Genomic DNA, 23,028 nt, shown 5'->3' on the forward strand with positions numbered 1-23,028 from the left:
CGATGGACGGGACTTCGCTCGCTCAGTGATCGGCGGGAGTGGCCCCTCGACGACACGGAAACCGCCTCTCACCAGGGCAAGGCAAAACCCCCGCGGATAGAAGCTCCGCGAGGGTTTCTGGGATGACGTAATGATCATCCGTGTGGCTCCGACGGGCGTCGATCCCGTGACCTCACGATTTTCAGTCGTGCGCTCTACCAACTGAGCTACAGAGCCGAGCGGCATGTCTGCCGCTTCCGAGACGAAAGGCCTTCTCGAAAGAAGGCCCGTCGCTGTGGAGCGACCCTGACGGGACTTGAACCCGCGACCTCCGCCGTGACAGGGCGGCACGCTAACCAACTGCGCTACAGGGCCATGCGTATTAAGTTATTCCACCGGAAAGTGACCCCAACGGGATTCGAACCCGTGCTGCCGCCGTGAAAGGGCGGTGTCCTAGGCCGCTAAACGATGGGGCCGGATGAGCCTGAAACCTTGCGATTTCATCCTCGCTTGCCGACGACCGAGCCTACTTCACAATCTCGGAGATTGCCAATCGAGGGCGTGGCGTCCGCGCCGACGGCGTGTCGTGGGCCCAGGATGGGGCGAGACAGCGGGAACTCGCCCTGTTGTACGTGTGACTCGTGTTGCTACTGTTGGCCGAGTTGCGAACCGGTGAGATGAGGTATTCCCGTGACGCTCGAGCGCCCCGACGAATCAGATGACTGCGGCTGCGCGCCCACTGCGAAGGAGCAGCGGCGCCTCTGGCCGTCGTTCGACCGACGCAGCGCGCTGAAGCTGGGAGCTTTCGGGGCTGTCGCCGTCGGCGCCTTCGGGGCTGCGGCGTCGAGCTTCGGTTCCCCCGCCTTCGCCGCCGACTACCCCTCGTGGGCCGATGTCGAGGCTGCGCGCGCGAACGAGTCGGCTAAGGCGGGTGAGATCTCGCGCATTCAGGGCCTCATTCAGGGTCTGCAGTCCGAGGTGGCGCGCACGCAGGCCGAGGTCATCGCGCGTTCCGACGAGTACTACGCGGCGCAGCAGGCGTATCTCGACGCCGACTACCGCGCTCAGCAGATCCAGTCGCAGGCCGACGCGAAGGCCGCCGAGGCCGTCGACGCCGCGAACAAGGCAGGCAAGGTCGCCGCGCAGCTGTACCGCGCGGGCGGTGACGACACCTCGCTCGACCTGTTTTTCTCGGGCTCGGCCGCGACGGCCGACGATCTGCTGGCCAAGCTCGGCACGATGGACAAGCTCCTCGACCGCAACCGTTCGGTGTACGCCGCGGCCATCACGGCGCGCGATTCCGCGCAGCAGCTGAGCAACCAGGCCGGCGACGCCCGCACCGAGCGCGACCGTCTCCAGAAGATCGCCGAAGAGAAGATGGTCGCCGCTCAGCAGGCCGCCGAAGCGGCTCAGGCCGCCCTCGCCGAGCAGCAGTCGAACCAGGTCGTGCTCGAAGCCCAGCTCGCCGCCCTGCAGGACACCACGGCCAAGACCGTCGCCGACTACCAGGCCGGTGTCGAGGCCGAGCGCAAGGCGCGCGAAGAGCGAGAGCGCCGTGCCCGCGAAGAGGCCGAGGCGCGCGACCGCGCCGAGCGCGAGCGTCGCGAGCAGGAAGAGCGCGACCGCCAGAACAACAACAACAGCGGCGGTGGTGGCGGTAGTAGTGGCGGCGGCGGCGGCGGCGGCGGCGGTGGCGGCGGCGGCGGCGGAGGCGGCGATGTCGGCGGCTCCGGGTGGGCGCGTCCCTCGTCGGCGGGCACCACATCGGGCTACGGCCCCCGCTCCAGCCAGTGCAACGGCAGCTACTGCGCCAGCTCGTGGCACCTCGGCCTCGACTTCGGCGCGGGGTGCTACTCGCCGATCTACGCGGCTGCCGACGGGCGCGTCACGTACGCGGGCTACAACGGCGGCTACGGCAACTACATCCGCATCCAGCACGGCGACGGCTCGTCGACCGGCTACGCCCACATCGTCGACGGCGGTATCTACGTCTCGTACGGACAGAGCGTGGGCGCGGGTCAGCAGATCGCCGCCACCGGTCAGACGGGCAATTCGTTCGGCTGCCACCTGCACTTCGAGGTCTACCCGCCGTGGGGCGGCACGACCGACCCGGCGGGCTGGCTGCGCGATCGCGGCATCTACACCTGATCCGGTCCACCTCATCCGGTGAACGAGAAAACCCCCGGTCGATAACCGGGGGTTTTCTGCGTCAGACCGAGGTCAGAGGGTGTTGGGCGCTTCGCCCGAGCCCTGCGTCTTGGTCTGGGCGTCGTGCTCCTCGAAGCGCGTGAACGCCTCGCCCACCAGGCGCTCGGCCTCGGCGGCATCCGCCCAGTCGTCGACCTTGACCCACTTGTTGGGCTCGAGGTCCTTGTAGTGCTCGAAGAAGTGCGTGATCTCCTTCTTGGTCCAGTCGTCGATGTCGCCGACGTCCTGGATGTGGTCCCAACGCGGGTCCTTCGCGAGCACGGCCACGACCTTGTCGTCGCCACCGGCCTCGTCGCTCATCTTCAGCACGCCCACCGGACGGACCTTGGCGAGGATGCCGGGGTGCAGGTCGCGGTCGAGCAGCAGCAGCACGTCGAGCGGGTCGCCGTCTTCGCCGAGGGTGTTCTCGAAGAAGCCGTAGTTGGCCGGGTAGCCGAACACCGTGTAGAGGATGCGGTCGAGGTACACACGGCCGGTGCCGTGGTCGACCTCGTACTTCACGCGGCTGCCGCGGGGGATCTCGATGACGGCGTCGTACGCGCCCATACTCGTGCTCCTTAGATCTGTGGATTTCCGCGCCCAGCCTATCCGGCACGCACCTCGCCGCACGGGCGTGCACGACTCCGGCGTAACGCGCGCTCTCGCGACCGGTGACGCCGCCGCGCGCACGGGCACGCTGGTACGCGCGACACCGCGCGACGGCCGAGCCCGCCGCTACCGTGGAGGCATGGACCACCGCCCCGGGCTCGACCCGTCCGTCGCCGAGGTGCGCCGCGCCGTGCGTGCGGCGCTCGACACGACCGACGGCGCCGTCGTCGTCGCCCTCTCGGGTGGCGCGGACTCGCTGGCTCTCGCGGCGGCGACCGCGTTCGAGGCCGGGCGTCGTGGCATCCGGGTCGAGGCGGTCGTCATCGACCACACCCTGCAAGCGGGATCGGATGCCGTGGCGGCTCGCGCCGCCGAAGTCGCGCGCGGGCTGGGCATCGGCGCGCGCGTCGTCGCCGTCGAGGTCGCGACGGAGGGCGAGGGGCCCGAGGCCGCGGCCCGCGCAGCACGCTACGCGGCCCTCGCCCGCGCGGCGGAGCAGATCGGCGCCGACACCGTCCTGCTCGGTCACACGCTCGACGACCAGGCCGAGACGGTGCTGCTGGGGCTCGCGCGGGGCTCGGGGAGCCTGAGCCTCGCCGGCATGCCGGCGGAGCGACGCGACTCCACGGGCCCGCTGTGGGTTCGGCCTCTGCTGGGCGTGCGTCGGGGCACGACCGTCGCTGCGTGCGCCGCCGAGGGCCTCGAGCCGTGGGCGGATCCGCACAACGTCGACCCGGCGTACGCCCGCGTGCGCGTGCGGGAGCGCGTGCTGCCCGTTCTCGAAGCGGAGCTCGGCCCGGGGATCGCCGAGGCCCTGGCACGCACCGCGGAGCAGCTGCGCGAAGACGCCGCGGCCTTCCAGGACATGATCGACGAGACGATCGAAGACATCGTCGAACACGCCGAGGCCGGGATCTCGGTCTCGGTCGCCGCCCTCGCCGCGAACCCCGCGGCGCTGCGCAACCGCATCGTGCGCTACGTCGTCGAGAGCGAGTTCGGGGTGTCGCTGTCTCGGGCCCAGACGCTCGAGGTGGCCCGGCTGGCGACCGACTGGCGCGGGCAGGGGCCGATCGATCTGCCCGCCTGCCTCGCCCGACGCGTGGGTGCCCGCATCGAGATCGTCGCGCGCGCGGCATCCTGATTCGCCCGACGTAGACTTTCGGAATGCGCGCGGCCGACATCTCCGACGACATCAGCGAAGTCCTCCTCACCGAGGAGCAGATCCACGGCAAGCTCGCCGAGTTGGCGACGCAGGTCGCCCGCGACTACGAGGGCCGCGACGTGGTGCTGGTGGGAGTGCTCAAGGGTGCGGTCATGGTCATGGCCGACTTCGCCCGGCACCTGCCGATCCACGTCTCGATGGACTGGATGGCCGTGTCGTCGTACGGCGCCAGCACGCGCTCGAGCGGCGTCGTGCAGATCCGCAAAGACCTCGACACCGACATCACCGGCAAGCACGTGCTGATCGTCGAGGACATCATCGACTCCGGTCTCACCCTCAGCTGGCTGCTCGAGAACTTCGCCTCGCGCGGAGCCGAGTCGGTCGAGCTGCTGGCGCTGCTGCGCAAGCCCGACGCCATGAAGGTGCAGGTCGACTGCCGGTACGTGGGCTTCGACATCCCCAACGACTTCGTCATCGGGTACGGCCTCGATTACGCCGAGCGCTACCGCAACCTCCGCGACGTCGCGGTGCTCGCACCCCACGTCTACTCCTGACCGCGTCGAGAGCGGGCGTGTACGCCCATGACGAACGCACAGGCCCGGCATAGTTCGCGGGCGTTAGCCTAATTCGACCGCATTCTGCGGAGGATCACGAAAGGGCTGGGCTCGCCCACCATGAATTTCAAGAAGATCACGCGTAATCCGATCATCTACGTTCTGCTGGTCGGTCTGCTTCTGGTCATCGGCTTCTCGCTCATCTCCAACCTCAGCGGTGCGCGTCAGGTCTCCACCCAGGAGGGTCTGCAGCTGCTCAAGGGCGGGACTGTCACCCAGGTGGTGACGAACGACCCCGATCAGCGCGTCGATCTCACGCTGTCGCAGCCCTTCGAGGGCGCCGATGACGTGCAGTTCTACTACGGGCAGGCCCGCGCGAGCGAGGTCGCCACCGCGATCGATTCCGCCGCCCCCTCCGACGGCTTCAACGACGTCGTGCCCAAGGCCAGCTGGTTCGACGGCCTGCTGGGCCTCATGCTCCCGCTCATCCTCCTCGGCCTGCTGTTCTGGTGGCTGCTCTCCAGCGCCCAGGGCGGGGGGAGCAAGGTCATGCAGTTCGGCAAGTCGCGCGCCAAGCTCGTGACCAAAGAGACGCCCACGGTCACGTTCCAAGACGTCGCCGGATCCGACGAGGCCATCGAAGAGCTCGAAGAGATCAAAGAGTTCCTGAAGGACCCGAAGAAGTTCGAAGAGGTCGGCGCCCGCATCCCGAAGGGCGTGCTGCTGTACGGCCCTCCCGGAACCGGCAAGACCCTGCTCGCCCGCGCCGTCGCCGGCGAAGCCGGTGTGCCGTTCTACGCGATCTCGGGTTCGGACTTCGTCGAGATGTTCGTCGGCGTCGGCGCGAGCCGCGTGCGCGACCTCTTCAACCAGGCGAAAGAGAGCTCGCCCGCCATCATCTTCATCGACGAGATCGACGCCGTCGGTCGCCACCGCGGCGCCGGCATGGGCGGCGGTCACGACGAGCGCGAGCAGACGCTGAACCAGATGCTGGTCGAGATGGACGGCTTCGACCCCAAGGTCAACGTCATCGTCATCGCGGCGACCAACCGCCCCGACATCCTCGACCCCGCTCTTCTGCGCCCGGGCCGTTTCGACCGCCAGATCGGCGTCGACGCCCCCGACCTCAAGGGTCGCCAGCGCATCCTCGAGGTGCACGGACGCGGCAAGCCGCTGTCGGACTCGGTCGACCTCGAGGTCGTCGCGCGTAAGACGCCGGGCTTCACCGGCGCCGACCTGGCGAACGTGCTCAACGAGGCCGCGCTGCTCACCGCCCGCTCCAACGCGCAGCTCATCGACAACCGCGCGCTCGACGAGGCCATCGACCGCGTCATCGCCGGTCCCCAGCGCCGCACCCGCGTCATGCGCGACAAGGAGCGGCTCATCACGGCGTACCACGAGGGCGGACACGCTCTCGCGGCGGCGGCGATGAACCACACCGACCCGGTCACGAAGGTCACGATCCTTCCCCGCGGCAAGGCGCTCGGTTACACGATGGTGCTGCCGCTCGACGACAAGTACTCCATCACCCGCAACGAGCTGCAGGACCAGCTGACGTACGCCATGGGCGGCCGCGTCGCGGAAGAGATCGTCTTCCACGACCCCACCACCGGCGCCTCGAACGACATCGAAAAGGCGACGAGCATCGCCCGCAAGATGGTCACCGAGTACGGCATGACGAACGAGGTGGGCCCGGTCAAGCTCGGCTCGTCGTCGGGCGAGGTGTTCATGGGCCGCGACATGGGTCACGGCCGCGACTTCTCGGAGCGCATCGCCGAACGCATCGACGCCCAGGTGCGGGCCCTCATCGAGCAGGCACACAACGAGGCCTACCAGGTGATCAACGACAACCGTGCCGTGCTCGACCGCCTCGCCCTCGCTCTGCTCGAGAAAGAGACGCTCGACCACATCGAGCTCGCCGAGATCTTCACCGACGTCAAGCGACTGACGCCCCGCCCGCAGTGGCTGTCGTCGGGCGACCGTCCGGTCTCGACCCAGCCGCCGGTCGACGTGCCGCGTCGCGCGCAGCCCGCCGGTATCGCGGCCTCCACCGAGGCGCAGTCCCAGACGCAGGCTGCCACGCAGCCCCGTCCGAGCGGGCAGACGCGACCGGCCACCGCCTGAGGCGCCGTGGCCGTCGATCGGGAGCGCGTCGCCGCATTAGTACGCGAGTTGCTGGGGGCGATCGGGGAAGACCCCGATCGCCCCGGCCTGCGTCAGACGCCCGCGCGGGTCGCGGAGTCGTGGGCGGAGTTCTTCGCGGGCGTGGATCAGGATGCCGGCGTCCCCCTGCAGCACACCATCTCGGTGTCGCGCGGACCGGCGCCCGACACCCTTCCCTCGGGCGCCGTCATGCTGCGCGACATCTCGTTCCGCTCGATGTGCGAACACCACCTGCTGCCCTTCCGCGGGCGCGCGCACGTCGCCTACCTGCCCGGTGAAGAGGTCGTGGGCCTGGGCGCACTGCCGCGGGTCATCGACATCCTCGCGGCGCGACCGCAGGTGCAGGAGCGCCTGGGCGAGCAGGTCGCCGACGCGATCGCCCACGCACTAGACGCGCGCGGAGTTCTCGTCGTGCTCGACGCGACGCACGAGTGCGTGACCATGCGCGGGGGACGCCAGACCGAGGCCTCGACGGTGACCATCGCCGCCCGCGGCGCCTACACCGAGCCGACGGCCCGCGCGGAGCTGGTCGCGCTCATCGGAGCGCGAGCGTGACGCTCATCATGGGCATCGTCAACGTGACACCCGACTCGTTCAGCGACGGCGGCCGCTACCTCGACCCCGATGCGGCCATCGCGCACGCGCGATTCCTGCGCGACCAGGGTGCCGACCTGCTCGACGTGGGCGGCGAGTCCACGCGCCCGGGTGCCCAGCGGGTCGCGCCGCGCGTCGAGCAGCAGCGCGTGCTCCCGGTGGTGGAGGCCCTGGCATCCGAGGGCGCGTTCGTGAGCATCGACACGATGAACGCCGTCACGGCGGTCGCCGCCGTGCGCGCGGGCGCTCGGCTCGTCAACGACGTGTCGGGGGGACTCGCCGACCCCGACATGCTGGCGGCGGTCGCCGAGACCGACGCCGAGCTGGCGCTCGGACACTGGCGTGGCCCGTCGACCGAGATGTACGCCCGCGCCGACTACGCCGACGTCGGACGCGAGGTGGCCGCCGAGCTGGCCGCGCGCGTCGAGGCGGCCCTGGCTGCGGGCATCGCGCCCACGCGCATCGTGGTCGATCCGGGGATCGGCTTCGGCAAGCGCGGGGCGCAGAACTGGCAGACGCTGCGGGCTCTGCCCGAGATCGCCGGCCTCGGACACCGCGTGCTCATCGGGACCAGCCGCAAACGATTCCTCGCCGAGGTGCTCGGCGACGACGCCGACCTCGGCCGCCGTGACCTCGCCACGGCCGTCACCAGCGCGCTCGCGGCCCGCGACGGCGCCTGGGCCGTGCGCGTGCACGATGTGCCGACCACACGCGACGCGCTCGCCGTCGCGCGCGCGTTCACCGATGCAGGGGAGTCCTGATGGATGCCGCCGACGAGATCACACTGACGGGGGTACGCGCCTTCGGGTACCACGGCGTCTACGCCGATGAGAAGCGCGACGGTCAGGAGTTCGTCGTCGATGCGGCGCTGGCCATCTCGCTGCGGCGGGCGGCCGAGACCGATGACGTCGCCGACACGGTGCACTACGGCGAGCTCGCCGAGCGCATCGTCGCCCTCGTCGAGGGTGAGCCGGTCGACCTGCTCGAGACCCTCGCCCAGCGCATCGCCGACGAGGTGCTGGCCGACGAGCGGGTGGCATCCGTGCGCATCACGGTGCACAAGCCGCAGGCGCCGATCCCCGTGCCGTTCGGCGACGTCGCCGTGACCGTGCGGCGGAGCCGCGCGTGAACGTCCGACTGGCCCACGGCCTCGATGCCGCTCCGCGCGCGACCCCGGTCACCGCCGTCGTCGCCCTCGGCGCCAACCTGGGCGCGCGCGCCGACACGCTCGCCGCCGCCGTCGACGAGCTGCGCACCCTTGCGTTGACGGGTGAGGTGCGCGTCTCGGCGCCGCTCGAGACGGTGGCGGTCACGCTCACCGGAGAAGACGCCGACGCCCCCCGGTACCTCAACGCCGTCGCCCTCGTGCAAACGCGTCTCGCCCCGACCGAGCTGCTGGCCGCGCTGCACCGCATCGAGGCGCGGCACGGACGGGTGCGCCGCGAGCGGTGGGGCGATCGCACGCTCGATCTCGACCTCATCGCGTACGGCGACGAGACGATCGACCGCGACGACCTCACCGTGCCGCACCCCCGCGCCCACGAGCGCGAGTTCGTGCTGGCGCCGTGGCTGGAGGTGGATCCGGATGCCGAGATCCCCGGCCGCGGCCGGATCGACGCTCTTCTGTCGGGGCTGCGGGGCAGCGCGTGAAGCGCACGGGGGCGGGCATCCTCGTCATCGCCGCGGTCATCGGGGCCGTCGTCGGATTCGTGACCGACACCCTGCTCACCGCGACGGGGCGCGCCACGTTCTCGCCCGCGGCGAGCCTGCCAACCATCCTGGCCCTGCTCGGCGTCGTCATCGTCGTTCTGGCCGTGCCGGTGTATCGGGCGACGCGCCGACGCGGCGCCCGCCGGATCGACCCGTTCCGCGCGCTGCGCATCGCCATGCTGGCCAAGGCGTCGTCGCTCGTGGGGGCGGCGGCCACCGGGTTCGGCATCGGACTTCTGGCGTTCCTGCTGAGCCGTCCGGTGACGCCGTCGATAGGCTCGATGGGATCGATCATCGCGACGATCGTGTGCGGAGTCGTCCTCGTCGTGGCGGGGCTCGTGGCCGAGCAGCTCTGCACCATCCGGAAGGACGACGATGACGATACCCCCGGAGACACCCCCGCCGGTCCCGTCGGAGCCTGAGCACCCGCTCGCGGCGCCGGCGCTCCCCGAGCAGCACGAGGCACCGGTCACCGCGACCGAGGCCGAGACCGACGTGCTCGACGAGCGCACCTACCCTCGCATCCTCGAGCCGCGCGCGGCGGGCCGACTCCCGCTCGGCGACGGCACGTGGCACCAACTGGCGCGGGCGTACGTGCGCGTGCAACTCATCTCGCAAGCGGCGGTGATCGTCGTCGTCGCGGCCGTCGCCATCGGCATCCAGGTGTTCACGCAGGTGCCGTGGCAGTGGATCCCCGCCGGGGTGATCCTGATCGTGACGACGATCGGCCTGATCATCACGCCGCGACAAGCGCGTTCGGTCGGCTACCAGCTGCGCCGCGACGACCTGGTCTTCCGCCGCGGCATCCTGTGGCAGCGGGTCGTGGCCGTGCCCTACGGGCGCATGCAGCTCGTCGACATCACCCACGGGCCGCTCGACCGCGGCTTCGGCATCGCGCAGCTCAAACTCGTCACCGCCGCGGCCTCGACCGGCGTGACCATCCCCGGACTCACGCAGGAGGCGGCCGAGCAGCTGCGCGACACGCTCATCGCCGTCGCCGAGACCCGCCGGACGGGACTGTGAGCGACGACCGTTCCGCGGGTTCCGCGGAGTTCCCGGGCGAACCGGAGTTCGCCGATGACGCGACCGGACCGGATGCCGAGGGTTCCGCCGACGCGGCGGGCGTTTCGGAGGGCGCCGCGGCCCCCGCCGGGCCGCTGCGGCGACCGGTCGTACGCTCGCCCTACAGCGACGGCGAATGGCATCGACTTCACCCGCTGACGCCCGTGCTGCGCGGTGGACTGTCGCTGGTCGTGATCATCGGTCTGCTCGTGGCGAACCTGCGGGAGCGACTGATCGAGTGGTTCTTCCCCGCCTTCACCGACCTGCCCCCGGGGGCGCTGCCGCCCGACCCGGTCGACTTCCTACTCGCGAACAATCTCCTGCTGATCGCCGGCGGAATCGCCCTCGTGGTGGTGTTGGTCCTGCTGGGGATCTTCCGGCTGTCGTGGCGGTTCCACACCCTGCGCATCGGCGACGACGACGTCGAGGTGCGCTCGGGCGTGCTGTTCCGCACGCACCGACGGGCGCCCCTCGACCGGGTGCAGGGCGTCAACCTCACCCGGCCGATGGTCGCGCGTCTGCTCGGCCTCGCGAAGCTCGAGGTCGTGGGAGCGGGCCTCGATGCGAATGTGAAGCTCGAGTACCTCTCGGGCAAAGACGCCGAGGCGATCCGCGGTGACATCCTGCGTCTCGCTTCCGGTCGACGCCTCGCCGAGGCGGGGGCGCGCACCGCCGGGAGGTCGTCGGTGGCCCGCCAGGCCGCCGAGGCCGTGGGAGCGGGCCTGCAGGGACTCGTCGACGGAGAAGACCTTTCGGATGCCGAGCCCGAGAGCATCGTGCGGATCCCGATCGGGCGGCTCGTGGCATCCCGTGTCCTGAGCGGGTCGACGCTGGTACTCATCGCCCTCGTCGTGGGCATTGTGGTGGCGGCCTCGGTGTCGACGCTCTGGGTGCTGTTCACCGTCGTGCCCATGTTCCTCGCCTTCGGCGCGTACTACGTGCGCTCGATCGCACGGGGGCTGCGGTACTCGATCGCCCCCACGTCCGACGGCGTGCGCGTCACCTTCGGCCTGTTCACCACGGTGTCCGAGATCGTTCCGCCGGGCCGCGTGCACGCGATCGAGGTGCGTCAGCCCCTGCTGTGGCGCCCGTTCGGCTGGTGGAGCGTGTCACTGAACCGGTTGTCGGGACGCGCGTCGAGCGACACCAGCAGCGACCAATTCGCCGCGGTGCTGCCGATCGGCACCCGCGCCGACGTGGAGCGCGTGCTGCGCATCCTCGCCCCGAGCCTGTCGAGCGCCGAATGGACACTCGTGTTCCGCGACGGCATCCTGGGTCCGGTGGACGACGACCCCTACGTGACGACCCCCGCTCGCGCGCGGCTGCTGCGGCCCCTGTCGTGGCGCCGCAACGGCGTGCGGCTGACCGACGACGCGCTGCTGCTCCGCCGCGGCTTCGTGTGGCGCTCGCTGACCGTGATCCCGTTGGCGCGACTGCAGTCGATCGGTCTGCACCAAGGTCCGCTCGCGCGAGCGCTTCGGACGGCCACCGTGACGGGACACGTCATCGCCGGGACCGCGCAGACCGCGATCGGAGCGATCGACCGCGACGACGCCGTGCGCCTGTTCGAGCAGACCGCTCTGACGACCGTGGCGGCGGCGGCGGGCGACCGCAGTCACCGGTGGGCCGGATGAGTGGCGGGCGCGACGGTCGTCTCGGCGTCGGCATCATCGGCGCGGGCCGGGTCGGCCCCGTCATCGGCGCGGCGCTCGCCGGTGCCGGTCACGCGCTGACGGCGATCACCTCGGGATCCGACGACGACCGCGTCGAGGCCATCCTGCCGGGGCTGCCCGTGCTGAGCGCCGACGAGGTGGTGCGCCGCAGCGAGCTGGTCGTCATCGCGGTTCCGCACGAGCAGCTGCCGGGCCTGATCGCGGGCCTCGCCGATGTCGGCGCGTGGCAACCGGGCCAGCTCGTGCTGCACACCGACCCGGCCTACGGCGCCCGGGTGCTCGACCCCGCTGCCCAGCGCGGCGCGATCCCGCTCGCCATCCACCCGGCGATCGTCTTCACCGGGGCCTCGTCGATCGATCTGCGCCAGCTGGCCCAGGCCTACGCGGCGGTCACGGCGCCCGGCCCCGTTCTGCCGATCGCCCAGGCGCTGGCCGTCGAGCTCGGGTGCGAGCCGGTGGTGGTGGCCGAGGAGGACCGCACGGTCTACGCCGAGGCGATCGCGACGGCGACCGAGTTCTCGCGTTCGATCGTGCGCCAGTCCTCCGACCTGCTGACGCGCGTGGGCGTGGACAACCCCGGGGGGTACCTTTCGGCGCTCGTGCGCTCCAGCGTCGACCAGGCTCTGATCGAGGGCGCGGGACTTCGAGGGCTCGACGGCGACGATACGATCGACGGATGATCCGCACCCTTAAGGATCTGCGCACCCGACTCGGAGAAATCCGAGGCGCAGATCGACCGGCGGGCGGCCCGCGCGTCGCCCTCGTCTCGACCCTCGGCGCTCTGCACGACGGTCACGTCGATCTGATCCACGAGGCCCGCTCGAACGCCGATGTCGTCGTCGTGTCGACGTTCGTGAACCCCCTGCGCTTCCGCACCGCGGAAGAGACGGCGAGCTACCCGCGTTCTCCCGACGCCGACGCGCGGGTCCTGGCCGAGCTCGGGGTCGACGTCGTGTTCGCCCCGACCGCCGAGGAGTTCCTGCCCCGGGGAACGGCCACCACCCGCGTCTCGGCGGGCGATGTCGGCCTGCGGTACGAGGGGCGCGTGCGTCCGTTCTACTTCGATGGCGTCCTGACCGTCGAGGCGAAACTTTTCCATCTGGTCGCCCCCGACGTGGCCGTCTACGGCGAACGCGACGCGCAGCGGGTGTTCCTGGTGCGTCGCATGATCCGCGATCTGGACTTCGCGATCGACGTGGCCACCGTGCCGACGGTGCGGACTCCCGACGGGCTGCCCGTGTCGAGCCGCGTCGCGCTGCTCGACGACGCCGAGCGCCGCGCGGCCTCGCTTCTGCCGCGCGCCCTCGAAGCGGCCGCCTCGAACGCCGATCTGGGCGTGGACTCCTGTATCGCCGCGGCCCAGTCGTCGCTGATGGGCGAGCAGCGCATCACCCTGGAGTACCTCAACGTGGTCGACCCGGCCACGTTCCTGCCCGTCGACGAAGGCCACACGGGGCGCGCCCTCGCCCTCATCGCGGCGACGGTCGCGGGACACCGCTTCATCGACAACACCGAGATCTCGTTGCGCTGACGCGGAGGCGGTGGCCGCGCGGGGTCGGTTGCGCTGTCGTCGCTGGGCGACGTCTGGGCCGCGCCGCCGCGCATCGGTGCGGGGCGGCGGGCGCTCGCCGAGGTGTCTGTCGCAGGACACCGGGCGCGGGGCGCCGTGCGCTGCGGGCCGGGCCTGAGACGCCGTGCGCTGCGGGCCCGGCGCTGAGCGCCGCGCGCCGGTCGCCGCGCCAATCGACCGCCACGGCGCCGGTGATCCCGGCGAATAGACTGGAAGCGACCCCGAGGAGCATCCCTGATGACCGACGCGCCCGCGAACGACACCGCCGAACCGACCGAAGACGAGGTCTTCGAGCAGAAGGCGGTCCGCCTCGCCAAGCGCGAGCGCCTGCTCGCCGAGCGCGCCGACGCCGCCGGTGGGCCGTACCCCGTCGCGGTGCCCGTCACCACCACGATCTCGGCGTTGCGTGCACGGTTCGGTGATCTCGAGGCGGGTGCCGAGACCGGCGAGGTCGCGGGCGTCGCCGGACGTGTGGTGTTCAGCCGCAACACCGGCAAGCTGTGCTTCGCCTCGCTCCAGGCCGGCGACGGGAGCCGGATCCAGGCGATGGTCTCTCTCGCGAACGTCGGCGAGGAGTCCCTGCAGGCGTGGAAGGAGCTCACCGACCTGGGCGACCACGTGTTCGTCTCGGGTGAGGTCATCTCGAGCCGACGCGGTGAGCTGTCGATCATGGTGTCGGAGTGGACCATCGCGGCGAAGGCCGTGCTGCCGCTGCCCAACCTGCACTCCGAGCTGAACGAAGAGAGCCGCGTGCGCAGCCGGTTCCTCGATCTGATCGTCCGCGATCGGGCACGCGAGACCGTGCTCGCCCGGGCGAAGGTGAATGCGAGCCTGCGCCGCACGTTCACCGAACGCGATTTCGTCGAGGTCGAGACGCCCATGCTGCAGGTGCAGCACGGCGGCGCGAGCGCGCGTCCGTTCATCACGACCTCCAACGCCTTCGACACCGAGCTCTACCTGCGGATCGCGCCGGAGCTGTTCCTCAAGCGCGCCGTCGTGGGCGGCATCGACCGCGTGTACGAGATCAACCGCAACTTCCGCAACGAGGGCGCCGATTCCACGCACAGCCCGGAGTTCGCGATGCTCGAGGCCTACCAGGCCTACACCGACTACAACGGCATCGCCGATCTGACGCAGACCCTCATTCAGGATGCCGCCATGGCGGTGGCCGGCTCGACCACGGTGACGTGGGCCGACGGCACCGAGTACGACCTGGGCGGGGAGTGGGACCGCATCTCGATGTACGACTCGCTGTCGCAGGCCGCGGGTCGGACCATCACCCCCCAGGCCTCGCTCGACGAGCTGCGCGCTCTCGGCGCCGAGGCCGGCGTCGACGCCCCGCCGCACGAGACGCACGGCAAGTGGGTCGAGGAACTGTGGGAGCACTTCGTCAAGGGCGGGCTGACCCGCCCGACCTTCGTCATGGACTTCCCCGTCGACACGAGCCCCCTGGTGCGCGAGCACCGCTCGATCGCGGGCGTCGTGGAGAAGTGGGACCTGTACGTTCGCGGCTTCGAACTGGCGACCGGGTACTCCGAGCTCGTCGACCCCGTCATCCAGCGGCAGCGTTTCGTCGAGCAGGCGAAGCTCGCCGCGCGCGGCGACGACGAGGCCATGCCGATCGACGAGGAGTTCCTGCGCGCGCTCGAGCACGGGATGCCCCCCACCGGCGGCATGGGCATGGGCATCGACCGCCTGCTCATGGCCATCACCGGCCTCGGGATCCGCGAGACGATTCTTTTCCCGCTGGTGAAGTAGGTCGGTCGAAGATCCACTCCGGCAGGCGTCCGGCGTCGAGCATGGTCAGCACGATCGCGCTGAGGCCGTGTGCACTGTCGATCTCGACGGCGGCCTGCGCGTAGGTGCCCGCGTGCGACGAGCGACCGGTGGCCCAGGCCAGCCAGGCGCAGGCCGACAACGCACCGGGACGCCGCTCGCGCGGAACCACCGACGCCACCCGTCGGCAGAGCTCCAGCGCGTGGCGGAGCCTGTCGGCGTCGGGAGCGGGGCCTTCGCCCCACATCGGCCGCGCCAGGTCGACCGGGAAGGGTTCACCGTCGCCGAAGGTCGTCTGCGCGTCGAACACGGCGTCGCCGACCGTGATGTCACCCGCCCACTGCATGAGGGCGACGTCGCGCAGTGCGGGGCGCTCGAGGCAGAACGCGAGCGCGGCCAGCCGCGCCGGGGTCACCTCGTCGGGGCGGGTGCGGGCGGCGTCCTCGAGCAGCGCGGGAGGGTCGGCCAGGGCGGTGACGATGTCGTCGGCCGCCCCCTGGCGTGCAGCGCTGAGTCGCGCTCGGTCGCGGGGCCGGGCGAGCACCCGGTCGACGTCGTCGAGGAGGCGCGCGACCGCGCGGGCCAGTGCGGGGTCGGGGTCGGGGAGTTCTGCCGCCGAGAACTGGTCGGGCGCGACCAGCGTGTCGGGGGCGTCGGTCAGGGCGGATCCGATCTCGGCGAGGGGACGCCCGGCCGGTATCGACGGGTCGAGGTAGCTGTTCCAGGCGTTCGCGCCCACGACGAGCGCGTCGACGACCCTGAGCCCGCAGATGTCGGCGCGGGCGAGGACGGCGTCGACGAAGGCGCGGTGGGGGAGAGGGGCACCCCCGTTCAGCGTCTCGTCGGCGTAGACGGCGAGGGCGATGGCGTCGGTGCGGGCGACCTTGCAGGCGGTGCCGATGACGGTGGAGGCGATGCTGTCGAGCTCTGCCTGCCCGCGCCCGTGGGGCAGGTCGACGCGCAGAGCGCCGAGCGACCGGCCGTGGGCGAAGGGCACCAGCACGAGACTGCGGTGGGGCGTGCACTCCAGCAGGCGGGGGACGAGCGCGAGGAAGGACGACGAGGACGAGGCTCGGACGACGGTGGTGGTCATGGGTCGAGAGTGCCGCGGAGGGAGAGGTCCGCGCGGGCCGAAATGGCTCGACGGTGGACAGTTCCCCAGGGTGCAGGGGTGGGGAGGACGGGTGCGGCGACCGTTGATCCCGGCTGCCCGGGTATTCTGGGGGCATGGATGCCACCTGGGTCGCGATGCTGTGGGCGATCCTGCCGACCCTGGTCGTGTCGGTGGTGTTCTTCTTCATCCTCCGCAACGTCATCCGCATGGATCGCACGGAGCGCAAGGTGTACGCCCGCATCGAGGCGCAGGAGCGCGCGAAGCGCGGACTCCCGCCGGTCGCTGCGAGCAGCGAGGGTTCCGCGAACTGACGGACGCGCGGTCGATGTCGGACGCCGTCGCTACGCTGGGTCCACGACCCGTCCAGGAGGATCCGTGATCAACGCCGCGTTCGAAACGAGCTGGCTCGTCATCACGCTCTTCGTCGTCGACCTGGTGGTGCGCATCGCCGCGATCATCATCGTGCCGCGCAACCGGCGCCCCACGGCCGCCATGGCCTGGCTGCTCGCGATCTACTTCATCCCTTTCGTCGGCGTCTTCCTCTTCCTGCTGATCGGCAATCCGCGGTTGCCGCGAAAGCGCCGACGCAAACAGGCCGCGATCAACGAGTACATCCACGACACCAGCGCCTCGCTCGAGTTCGGCACGCTGCAGCCGAACGCACCCGACTGGTTCCGCGCGCTCGTGCGGTTGAACCGCAACCTGGGTGCCATGCCTCTCGCGGGCGACAACGCCGCGACGCTCATCGCCGACTACCAGAGCAGCCTCGACGCCATGGCCGACGCCATCCGCCAGGCCCGGCGCTACGTGCACGTCGAGTTCTACATCCTGCAGTCCGACGACTCGACCGACAATTTCTTCCGCGCCCTCGAACAGGCCGCTGCGCGCGGCGTGGTCGTGCGCGTGCTGCTCGACCACTGGGCGAACCGGGGCAAGCCGTTCTACAAGCAGACTCTGCGACGGCTCGACGCGATGGGGGCGCACTGGCACCTCATGCTGCCGGTGCAGCCGCTGCGGGGCCGCTACCAGCGTCCCGACCTGCGCAACCACCGCAAGCTGCTCGTGATCGACGGCGACGTGGCGTACATGGGGTCGCAGAACGTCACCGACTCCTCGTACAACCTGCGCAAGAACATCCGCCGCGGCCTGCACTGGGTCGACCTCATGGTGCGCGTCGAGGGACCGGTCGTGGCGAGCATCAACGCGGTGTTCCTGTCGGACTGGTACAGCGAGACCGACGAGACCCTGAGCGACGAGATCGACCTGTTCAGCGTCACCTCGGGTCCGGGCGAACTCGACTGCCAGATCGTGCCCTCGGGCCCGGGCTTCGACTTCCAGAACAACCTCAAGCTGTTCCTGGGGCTCCTCTTCGCCGCCCGCGAACGCATCATCATCGTGAGTCCCTACTTCGTGCCCGACGAGGCTCTGCTGCTCGCCATCACCACGGCCTGCCAGCGCGGGGTGCACGTCGAGCTCTTCGTCTCCGAAGAGGGCGACCAGGCGATGGTCTATCACGCGCAACGCAGCTACTACGAGGCGCTGCTGCGCGCCGGCGTCACGATCTGGATGTACCGCAAGCCGTACATCCTGCACAGCAAGAGCGTGACCATCGACGACGAGGTGGCCGTCATCGGCTCCAGCAACATGGACATGCGCTCGTTCGGTTTGAACCTCGAGGTGTCGCTCCTGGTGCGCGGCGAGGGTTTCGTGCACGACATGCGCGAGGTCGAGGGGCGGTACCGCGAACTGAGCCGTCAACTGACGATCGAGGAGTGGCGCACCCAGCCCCTGCGCTCCACGATCCTCGACAACCTCGCCCGCCTCACCTCCGCTCTGCAGTGACGCGATCGCGGCATTCGCCGCTGGCATCCAGGATCTTCGGCCATCATGAGCCGGAACGTCCCCCCGTTGGAGGTTCCATGTCTCGTCGCTCGCTGTCCCTCGCCGGAGTCATCGGTGCCGCTCTTCTCGCCGCGGGAGCGCTCACCGGCTGCGCGACCGGTGCCGCATCGTCGGCCGCGTCGGCCGATCCCTCGGTCTCGACCCCGGATGCCACGGCCACGGCGCCCGTCGGCGAGATCGGTGCCGCGTGGCTCGAGGGAGGCCGCTCGATCGCGCTGGTCACCCAGGGGAGCTCGTCGTGCCCGCCCGTGGTGAGCGGTGAACCGTCGGTGGCGGACGGCACGGTGTCCGTGACGCTCGAGGAGTCGGGCCGCGACTCCTGCACGCGCGACATGGCGCCGCGCGCGACGCTGGTGGGACTGCCCGAGGGGACCGACGTCACCCGCGCGTGGACCGTCTCGGTCGACGGTGTCGCGCAGGGCGAGGTGTCGCTCAATGGGCTGCCGTCGGCGGCCCCCGCGGGACTGACCGACTTCGCCCCCAGCGCCGGATGGGTCGATGACTCGCTCGTCGCGATCCTCACCTACGGCAGCTCGGGATGCCCGCCCACGGTCGAGTCGGTCACCACGTCGGCGAGTGACATCGCCGTGCAGTTCGCCACGCCCCCGAGCGATCAGATCTGCACGATGGACATCGCTCCCCGCGTCACGCTCGCCGATGTGGGCGGCAACGTCCCCTCGGGCGATGCGTCCGTCGTGCTGTCGGGGGGAAACGTCGAGACGACGGGCGCGATCGCGGTCATCGGCACCCGCTGACGGCGGGGGTCACCGCTCCACCACCAGCAGGTCGCCGACCTCGCACTCGAGCACCCGGCAGATGGCCGAGAGCGTCGAGTAGCGAACGGCGCGAGCGCGGTCGTTCTTCAGGACCGAGAGGTTCACGACCGAGACCCCGACGAGTTCGCTCAGACGGGTGAGCGTCATGCCGCGTGCCTCCAGGAGCTCGTCGAGGCGGCAGTGGATGCCGGTGGGGCCCTCGTCGCTCGCCGCGGGACTCATACCAGCCCCTCCGTGTCGCGCTGGAGGCGGATGCCGCGCGAGAAGACGAGCGACAGCGCCAGCACGCCGAGCCCCACGAGAGCCCACACCAGGTCGAATGACGTGCCGACCACGAAGACTTCCCCCGCCGCCGGGTTGAGTTCATCCGCGGCCATCATGCGCCCGAGTCCGGACAGGCCCGCCGAGAGGATCCCACCCACCAGCAGAGCGCAGCCGGCGACCTGCGTGGCCAGGACGAGTGCACGGTGGAACGGCCGCCGCCACAGCAGCAGCAGGAAGAAGAGCACGACGGCGCCCACCGTGATCAGCACCGTGAGGGCGCCGAACGAGGCGCCCAGCACCAACAGGGTGCGCGCACCCGTGCTGAGCCCCGTGGCCACGACCCAGGCGGACTCGTACCGCGCGGACGCGATGCCCGCACCGCCCGCGGCGGCGGAGTGTTCGACCTCGGCATCGGTGAGAAGACTGAACCCGCCGTCGCCCGTCGCGATGCCGATCGCCGCCCGAACGCCCGGAAGCGCCAGGGTGAGGCCCATCACGGCGCCCGCCGCGACGAAGAGCCAGACGATGCCGCGCTCCATGCGCGGGGAGACCCAGGAGGGATTCGACATCAGACCAGCCCCTCGGTGTCGCGCTGTAGGCGGTCGCCCACGGCGAAGACCGTGCCGACGAGGGCCACGACGAAAGCGACCCCGATGAAGCTCGGCAGATCGATCTGCGACACGGTGCCGCGGTCGTAGGTGCGCTCCGAGAGCCAGGCGATGGCGCCGTTGGCGACCATGTTGTGGAAGAACGGCACACCGGCCACGCCGGCGAGGGCGACGATGCCCGCGGTCGACACGAGGACCGTCTGCCGCCGGCTGAAGATCCGCCCGCGCAGCACCGAGGTGGTGACGAGCAGCAGCAGCGTCACCACCGTGACCACCACCGCGGCGAACAGGCCCTCGGCGAGGAAGAGCGCCCACAGGGAGGGGGCGGGGAGGGACGGGGCGGTGACCACGCCGCCGGTCAGTTCGATCGGCACGGGGGCACCGGCGGGGCCGATGGGTGCCTGGGCGGCGGTGTCCACGAAGGGCATCGGCACGCGGACGTTGCGGTTGGGGACGGCCGCGACGATGTTCGCGACGCTGCGGACGACGGCCCACACGGCGATCGCGACGCCGACGACGATGAAGAAGACGTAGCCGGCGGTGTCGCTGGGGGAGAGGACACGGGAGGTCGGACGGGGGGAGGTCATGACAACTCCTTATCGATGATCGTTGTTATCGGTTGTCGATAAAGTAACGACTATCGATGTGTTGCGCAAGACCGGCCGTCGTCTCGGTATGCCCACGGCGAACATGGGTCCCCGGCATCCGGCCGCTGGTTACTCTCGATGTACGGCGCGCGGAGGCGTGCCTGTCAGCCCATTTTTGGAGGGACTGAGGATGTTCGAACGATTCACCGATCGTGCTCGTCGTGTAGTGGTGCTCGCCCAAGAAGAGGCGAAGATGCTGAACCACAACTACATCGGCACCGAGCACATCCTTCTGGGCCTCATCCACGAGGGTGAGGGCGTGGCTGCCAAGGCGCTGGAGTCGCTGGGCATTTCGCTCGACGCCGTCCGTGAGCAGGTGCAGGACATCATCGGCCAGGGGCAGCAGCAGCCGACCGGCCACATCCCCTTCACGCCGCGTGCGAAGAAGGTCCTCGAGCTGTCTCTGCGCGAAGCGCTGCAGCTCGGCCACAACTACATCGGGACCGAGCACATCCTGCTCGGTCTCATCCGCGAGGGCGAGGGTGTCGCAGCCCAGGTGCTCGTCAAGCTCGGCGCCGACCTGAACAAGGTGCGCCAGCAGGTCATTCAGTTGCTCTCGGGCTACCAGGGCAAGGAGCCCGCGGGCGTCGCCTCGGGTGCCGGTGAGCAGACCTCGACCGGCACGCAGGGCGGCTCGGCCGTGCTCGATCAGTTCGGTCGCAACCTCACGCAGGCCGCGCGCGACAACAAGCTCGACCCCGTCATCGGGCGCGAGAAAGAGATCGAGCGCGTGATGCAGATCCTGTCGCGTCGCTCGAAGAACAACCCCGTCCTCATCGGTGAGCCCGGTGTGGGTAAGACGGCGGTCGTCGAGGGCCTCGCGCAGGCCATCGTCAAGGGCGACGTGCCCGAGACGCTCAAGGACAAGCAGGTCTACTCGCTCGACCTCGGTTCGCTCATCGCCGGGTCCCGCTACCGCGGCGACTTCGAAGAGCGCCTGAAGAAGGTCACGAAAGAGATCCGCACACGCGGCGACATCATCGTCTTCATCGACGAGATCCACACCCTCGTGGGTGCGGGTGCCGCCGAGGGCGCGATCGACGCCGCGTCGATCCTCAAGCCCCTCCTCGCCCGCGGTGAGCTCCAGACCATCGGTGCCACCACGCTCGACGAGTACCGCAAGCACTTCGAGAAGGACGCCGCCCTCGAGCGCCGCTTCCAGCCGATCCAGGTGGCCGAGCCGAGCCTGCCTCACTCGATCAACATCCTGAAGGGGCTGCGCGACCGGTACGAGGCGCACCACAAGGTGCAGATCACCGACGGCGCGATCGTCGCGGCGGCCAACCTCGCCGACCGCTACATCAGCGACCGCTTCCTGCCCGACAAGGCCATCGACCTGATCGACGAGGCCGGCGCCCGCCTGCGTCTGTCGATCCTGTCGTCGCCGCCCGAGCTGCGCGAGTTCGACGAGAAGATCGCCAAGGTCCGCGAGCAGAAGGAGCTGGCCTCCGAGGAGCAGGACTTCGAGAAGGCCGCGTCGCTGCGCGACGAGGAGAAGTCCCTCCTCGCCGAGCGCCTGCGCCTCGAGAAGCAGTGGCGCTCCGGTGACGTCGCCTCGCACGCGGTGGTCGACGAGGGTCTGATCGCCGAGGTGCTCGCCCAGGCGACCGGCATCCCGGTGTTCAAGCTCACCGAAGAAGAGTCCAGCCGCCTCATGTTCATGGAGAAGGCGCTGCACCAGCGCGTCGTCGGCCAGGAAGAGGCGATCGCGGCCCTGTCGCGCACGATCCGTCGTCAGCGTGCGGGCCTCAAGGACCCCAAGCGTCCCTCGGGCTCGTTCATCTTCGCCGGCCCCACGGGTGTCGGAAAGACCGAGCTCGCCAAGGCGCTCGCCGAGTTCCTCTTCGACGACGAGGGCGCGTTGATCTCGCTCGACATGTCGGAGTTCGGTGAGAAGCACACCGTCTCGCGTCTGTTCGGTGCCCCTCCCGGGTTCGTCGGATTCGAAGAGGGCGGCCAGCTCACCGAGAAGGTGCGCCGCAAGCCGTTCTCGGTCGTGCTCTTCGACGAGATCGAGAAGGCCCACCCCGACATCTTCAACTCGCTGCTGCAGATCCTCGAAGAGGGTCGCCTGACCGATGGTCAGGGTCGCGTCATCGACTTCAAGAACACCGTGATCATCATGACGACGAACCTCGGTTCGTCGGCGATCGCCGGGGGCCCGGTCGGCTTCCAGGTCGAGGGCAACGCCCAGACGTCGTACGAGCGGATGAAGGGCAAGGTCGACGAAGAGCTCAAGCGCCACTTCAAGCCCGAGTTCCTCAACCGTGTCGACGACGTCATCGTCTTCCCGCAGCTGAGCAAGCCCGAGCTTCGCCAGATCGTCGGCCTGTTCGTCAAGCGCCTGGCCGACCGTCTGCTCGACCGCGACATGACGGTGGAGCTTTCGGACGACGCGAAGGACAAGCTCATCGAGATCGGCTTCGACCCGACGCTCGGTGCGCGACCGCTCCGTCGCGCCATGCAGCGCGAGGTCGAGGACCGTCTCAGCGAGAAGATCCTGCACGGCGAGCTCGAGGCGGGAGACCACGTCAAGGTCACCGTCGAGAACGGTCAGTTCGCGTTCGAGACCGCCCCCCGCGGCGAGAAGGTCGCGATCGGGGTCGGAACCGCTGGCGAGATCGCCGCGACGCCCGACACTCTGGCGGGCAGCTGATCGCATAACAGACGAGGGCCCG

The 23,028-nt window shown here is 70.1% G+C and carries 23 protein-coding genes and 3 tRNA genes; 18 read left to right on the forward strand and 8 right to left on the reverse strand.

The genetic code is table 11. The features are described from left to right. Window positions 1-143 precede the first annotated feature (143 nt). The 3 genes from ASF96_RS02720 to ASF96_RS02730 all read right to left on the reverse strand — a co-directional run bounded on the left by ASF96_RS02720 (window position 144) and on the right by ASF96_RS02730 (window position 455). Window positions 144-216 (reverse strand) — tRNA-Phe (locus ASF96_RS02720). A 64-nt stretch (window positions 217-280) separates the two neighbouring features. After that, window positions 281-354 (reverse strand) — tRNA-Asp (locus ASF96_RS02725). Window positions 355-382: 28 nt separating this feature from the next. Next, window positions 383-455: transfer RNA gene (locus tag ASF96_RS02730), tRNA-Glu, on the reverse strand. Window positions 456-669: 214 nt separating this feature from the next. Here ASF96_RS02730 and ASF96_RS02735 point away from each other — a divergent pair. Continuing rightward, window positions 670-2,127: a M23 family metallopeptidase gene (locus ASF96_RS02735; RefSeq protein WP_055935718.1), complete on the forward strand. Its 1,458-nt coding sequence runs from the start codon at window positions 670-672 to the stop codon at window positions 2,125-2,127. A 72-nt stretch (window positions 2,128-2,199) separates the two neighbouring features. On the opposite strand, the gene ASF96_RS02740 is transcribed toward ASF96_RS02735, so the two are convergent. After that, window positions 2,200-2,733, reverse strand: a complete 534-nt coding sequence (locus tag ASF96_RS02740) for an inorganic diphosphatase (protein ID WP_055833321.1) — start codon at window positions 2,731-2,733, stop codon at window positions 2,200-2,202. A 181-nt stretch (window positions 2,734-2,914) separates the two neighbouring features. Between ASF96_RS02740 and tilS the strand changes: the two genes are divergently transcribed. The 13 genes from tilS (at window position 2,915) to lysS (ending at window position 15,021) form a co-directional block, all read left to right on the forward strand. Further along, the gene (tilS, locus tag ASF96_RS02745; protein ID WP_055935721.1) at window positions 2,915-3,916 is read left to right on the forward strand and encodes a tRNA lysidine(34) synthetase TilS; all 1,002 of its coding nucleotides are present in this window, start codon (window positions 2,915-2,917) and stop codon (window positions 3,914-3,916) included. Window positions 3,917-3,939: 23 nt separating this feature from the next. Beyond that, window positions 3,940-4,491 (forward strand): hypoxanthine phosphoribosyltransferase, encoded by a 552-nt coding sequence (gene hpt / locus ASF96_RS02750; RefSeq protein WP_055935723.1) that lies wholly within the window; start codon window positions 3,940-3,942, stop codon window positions 4,489-4,491. 120 nt (window positions 4,492-4,611) lie between these two features. Continuing rightward, a complete protein-coding gene (gene ftsH, locus ASF96_RS02755; RefSeq protein WP_055833329.1) occupies window positions 4,612-6,615 on the forward strand; it encodes an ATP-dependent zinc metalloprotease FtsH in 2,004 nt (667 codons plus the stop codon). 6 nt (window positions 6,616-6,621) lie between these two features. Beyond that, window positions 6,622-7,209, forward strand: a complete 588-nt coding sequence (folE, locus tag ASF96_RS02760; protein ID WP_055935726.1) for a GTP cyclohydrolase I — start codon at window positions 6,622-6,624, stop codon at window positions 7,207-7,209. Then, window positions 7,206-8,009, forward strand: coding sequence for a dihydropteroate synthase (gene folP / locus ASF96_RS02765; protein WP_055935730.1), 804 nt, complete (start codon window positions 7,206-7,208; stop codon window positions 8,007-8,009). Before folE ends, folP begins: the two co-directional genes overlap by 4 nt. Continuing rightward, a complete protein-coding gene (folB, locus tag ASF96_RS02770) occupies window positions 8,009-8,377 on the forward strand; it encodes a dihydroneopterin aldolase (RefSeq protein WP_055935733.1) in 369 nt (122 codons plus the stop codon). The genes folP and folB overlap by 1 nt, the downstream gene beginning before the upstream one ends. Then, window positions 8,374-8,898, forward strand: coding sequence for a 2-amino-4-hydroxy-6-hydroxymethyldihydropteridine diphosphokinase (gene folK / locus ASF96_RS02775; RefSeq protein WP_055935735.1), 525 nt, complete (start codon window positions 8,374-8,376; stop codon window positions 8,896-8,898). Before folB ends, folK begins: the two co-directional genes overlap by 4 nt. Beyond that, on the forward strand, window positions 8,895-9,380 hold the full coding sequence (locus tag ASF96_RS02780; protein WP_055833345.1) for a DUF3180 family protein: 486 nt from the start codon (window positions 8,895-8,897) through the stop codon (window positions 9,378-9,380). The genes folK and ASF96_RS02780 overlap by 4 nt, the downstream gene beginning before the upstream one ends. Beyond that, window positions 9,334-9,981, forward strand: a complete 648-nt coding sequence (locus tag ASF96_RS02785; RefSeq protein ID WP_082509247.1) for a PH domain-containing protein — start codon at window positions 9,334-9,336, stop codon at window positions 9,979-9,981. Before ASF96_RS02780 ends, ASF96_RS02785 begins: the two co-directional genes overlap by 47 nt. Beyond that, window positions 9,978-11,654: a PH domain-containing protein gene (locus tag ASF96_RS02790; protein ID WP_235560513.1), complete on the forward strand. Its 1,677-nt coding sequence runs from the start codon at window positions 9,978-9,980 to the stop codon at window positions 11,652-11,654. The genes ASF96_RS02785 and ASF96_RS02790 overlap by 4 nt, the downstream gene beginning before the upstream one ends. Beyond that, complete coding sequence (locus tag ASF96_RS02795; protein ID WP_055835780.1) at window positions 11,651-12,373, forward strand: DUF2520 domain-containing protein; 723 nt, start codon at window positions 11,651-11,653, stop codon at window positions 12,371-12,373. The genes ASF96_RS02790 and ASF96_RS02795 overlap by 4 nt, the downstream gene beginning before the upstream one ends. Beyond that, window positions 12,370-13,224, forward strand: coding sequence for a pantoate--beta-alanine ligase (gene panC / locus ASF96_RS02800; protein ID WP_055935736.1), 855 nt, complete (start codon window positions 12,370-12,372; stop codon window positions 13,222-13,224). The genes ASF96_RS02795 and panC overlap by 4 nt, the downstream gene beginning before the upstream one ends. A gap of 276 nt (window positions 13,225-13,500) precedes the next feature. Continuing rightward, on the forward strand, window positions 13,501-15,021 hold the full coding sequence (lysS, locus tag ASF96_RS02805; protein WP_055935740.1) for a lysine--tRNA ligase: 1,521 nt from the start codon (window positions 13,501-13,503) through the stop codon (window positions 15,019-15,021). On the opposite strand, the gene ASF96_RS02810 is transcribed toward lysS, so the two are convergent. Beyond that, window positions 14,972-16,132 (reverse strand): DUF4192 family protein, encoded by a 1,161-nt coding sequence (locus ASF96_RS02810; protein ID WP_055935743.1) that lies wholly within the window; start codon window positions 16,130-16,132, stop codon window positions 14,972-14,974. The genes lysS and ASF96_RS02810 overlap by 50 nt on opposite strands. A gap of 134 nt (window positions 16,133-16,266) precedes the next feature. Between ASF96_RS02810 and ASF96_RS02815 the strand changes: the two genes are divergently transcribed. The 3 genes from ASF96_RS02815 (at window position 16,267) to ASF96_RS02825 (ending at window position 18,810) form a co-directional block, all read left to right on the forward strand. Next, window positions 16,267-16,464, forward strand: coding sequence for a hypothetical protein (locus ASF96_RS02815; RefSeq protein WP_055833357.1), 198 nt, complete (start codon window positions 16,267-16,269; stop codon window positions 16,462-16,464). Between the two features lie 64 nt (window positions 16,465-16,528). After that, complete coding sequence (gene cls, locus ASF96_RS02820; RefSeq protein WP_200934059.1) at window positions 16,529-17,995, forward strand: cardiolipin synthase; 1,467 nt, start codon at window positions 16,529-16,531, stop codon at window positions 17,993-17,995. A gap of 77 nt (window positions 17,996-18,072) precedes the next feature. After that, on the forward strand, window positions 18,073-18,810 hold the full coding sequence (locus ASF96_RS02825; protein ID WP_055935746.1) for a hypothetical protein: 738 nt from the start codon (window positions 18,073-18,075) through the stop codon (window positions 18,808-18,810). Between the two features lie 9 nt (window positions 18,811-18,819). Here the strand turns inward: ASF96_RS02825 and ASF96_RS02830 are convergent, their stop codons facing one another. From ASF96_RS02830 to ASF96_RS02840, 3 genes are read right to left on the reverse strand one after another with little or no spacing between them, the layout of a single operon-like run. Next, window positions 18,820-19,053, reverse strand: a complete 234-nt coding sequence (locus ASF96_RS02830) for a helix-turn-helix domain-containing protein (RefSeq protein WP_055833368.1) — start codon at window positions 19,051-19,053, stop codon at window positions 18,820-18,822. Next, window positions 19,050-19,664 (reverse strand): hypothetical protein, encoded by a 615-nt coding sequence (locus tag ASF96_RS02835; RefSeq protein WP_156458687.1) that lies wholly within the window; start codon window positions 19,662-19,664, stop codon window positions 19,050-19,052. The genes ASF96_RS02830 and ASF96_RS02835 overlap by 4 nt, the downstream gene beginning before the upstream one ends. Then, window positions 19,664-20,290: a hypothetical protein gene (locus ASF96_RS02840; RefSeq protein WP_055935754.1), complete on the reverse strand. Its 627-nt coding sequence runs from the start codon at window positions 20,288-20,290 to the stop codon at window positions 19,664-19,666. The genes ASF96_RS02835 and ASF96_RS02840 overlap by 1 nt, the downstream gene beginning before the upstream one ends. A 190-nt stretch (window positions 20,291-20,480) precedes the next feature. Between ASF96_RS02840 and ASF96_RS02845 the strand changes: the two genes are divergently transcribed. Next, the gene (locus ASF96_RS02845) at window positions 20,481-23,006 is read left to right on the forward strand and encodes an ATP-dependent Clp protease ATP-binding subunit (protein ID WP_055833379.1); all 2,526 of its coding nucleotides are present in this window, start codon (window positions 20,481-20,483) and stop codon (window positions 23,004-23,006) included. The last annotated feature ends 22 nt before the right edge of the window (window positions 23,007-23,028 follow it).

This window comes from Microbacterium sp. Leaf179 (assembly GCF_001423785.1).
In the GTDB taxonomy this organism is placed as follows: Bacteria; Actinomycetota; Actinomycetes; order Actinomycetales; family Microbacteriaceae; genus Microbacterium.

Excerpts from the sequence above, each read along its gene's own strand:
- ASF96_RS02810 (WP_055935743.1), bottom strand. The coding sequence starts at position 16,132 with ATGACCACCACCGTCGTCCGAGCCTCGTCCTCGTCGTCCTTCCTCGCG.
- lysS (WP_055935740.1), top strand. The coding sequence starts at position 13,501 with ATGACCGACGCGCCCGCGAACGACACCGCCGAACCGACCGAAGACGAG.
- folB (WP_055935733.1), top strand. The coding sequence starts at position 8,009 with ATGGATGCCGCCGACGAGATCACACTGACGGGGGTACGCGCCTTCGGG.
- panC (WP_055935736.1), top strand. The coding sequence starts at position 12,370 with ATGATCCGCACCCTTAAGGATCTGCGCACCCGACTCGGAGAAATCCGA.
- tilS (WP_055935721.1), top strand. The coding sequence starts at position 2,915 with ATGGACCACCGCCCCGGGCTCGACCCGTCCGTCGCCGAGGTGCGCCGC.
- ASF96_RS02840 (WP_055935754.1), bottom strand. The coding sequence starts at position 20,290 with ATGACCTCCCCCCGTCCGACCTCCCGTGTCCTCTCCCCCAGCGACACC.
- ASF96_RS02815 (WP_055833357.1), top strand. The coding sequence starts at position 16,267 with ATGGATGCCACCTGGGTCGCGATGCTGTGGGCGATCCTGCCGACCCTG.
- ASF96_RS02830 (WP_055833368.1), bottom strand. The coding sequence starts at position 19,053 with ATGAGTCCCGCGGCGAGCGACGAGGGCCCCACCGGCATCCACTGCCGC.
- ASF96_RS02825 (WP_055935746.1), top strand. The coding sequence starts at position 18,073 with ATGTCTCGTCGCTCGCTGTCCCTCGCCGGAGTCATCGGTGCCGCTCTT.
- ASF96_RS02785 (WP_082509247.1), top strand. The coding sequence starts at position 9,334 with ATGACGATACCCCCGGAGACACCCCCGCCGGTCCCGTCGGAGCCTGAG.
- ftsH (WP_055833329.1), top strand. The coding sequence starts at position 4,612 with ATGAATTTCAAGAAGATCACGCGTAATCCGATCATCTACGTTCTGCTG.
- ASF96_RS02740 (WP_055833321.1), bottom strand. The coding sequence starts at position 2,733 with ATGGGCGCGTACGACGCCGTCATCGAGATCCCCCGCGGCAGCCGCGTG.
- ASF96_RS02835 (WP_156458687.1), bottom strand. The coding sequence starts at position 19,664 with ATGTCGAATCCCTCCTGGGTCTCCCCGCGCATGGAGCGCGGCATCGTC.
- ASF96_RS02845 (WP_055833379.1), top strand. The coding sequence starts at position 20,481 with ATGTTCGAACGATTCACCGATCGTGCTCGTCGTGTAGTGGTGCTCGCC.
- hpt (WP_055935723.1), top strand. The coding sequence starts at position 3,940 with ATGCGCGCGGCCGACATCTCCGACGACATCAGCGAAGTCCTCCTCACC.
- ASF96_RS02795 (WP_055835780.1), top strand. The coding sequence starts at position 11,651 with ATGAGTGGCGGGCGCGACGGTCGTCTCGGCGTCGGCATCATCGGCGCG.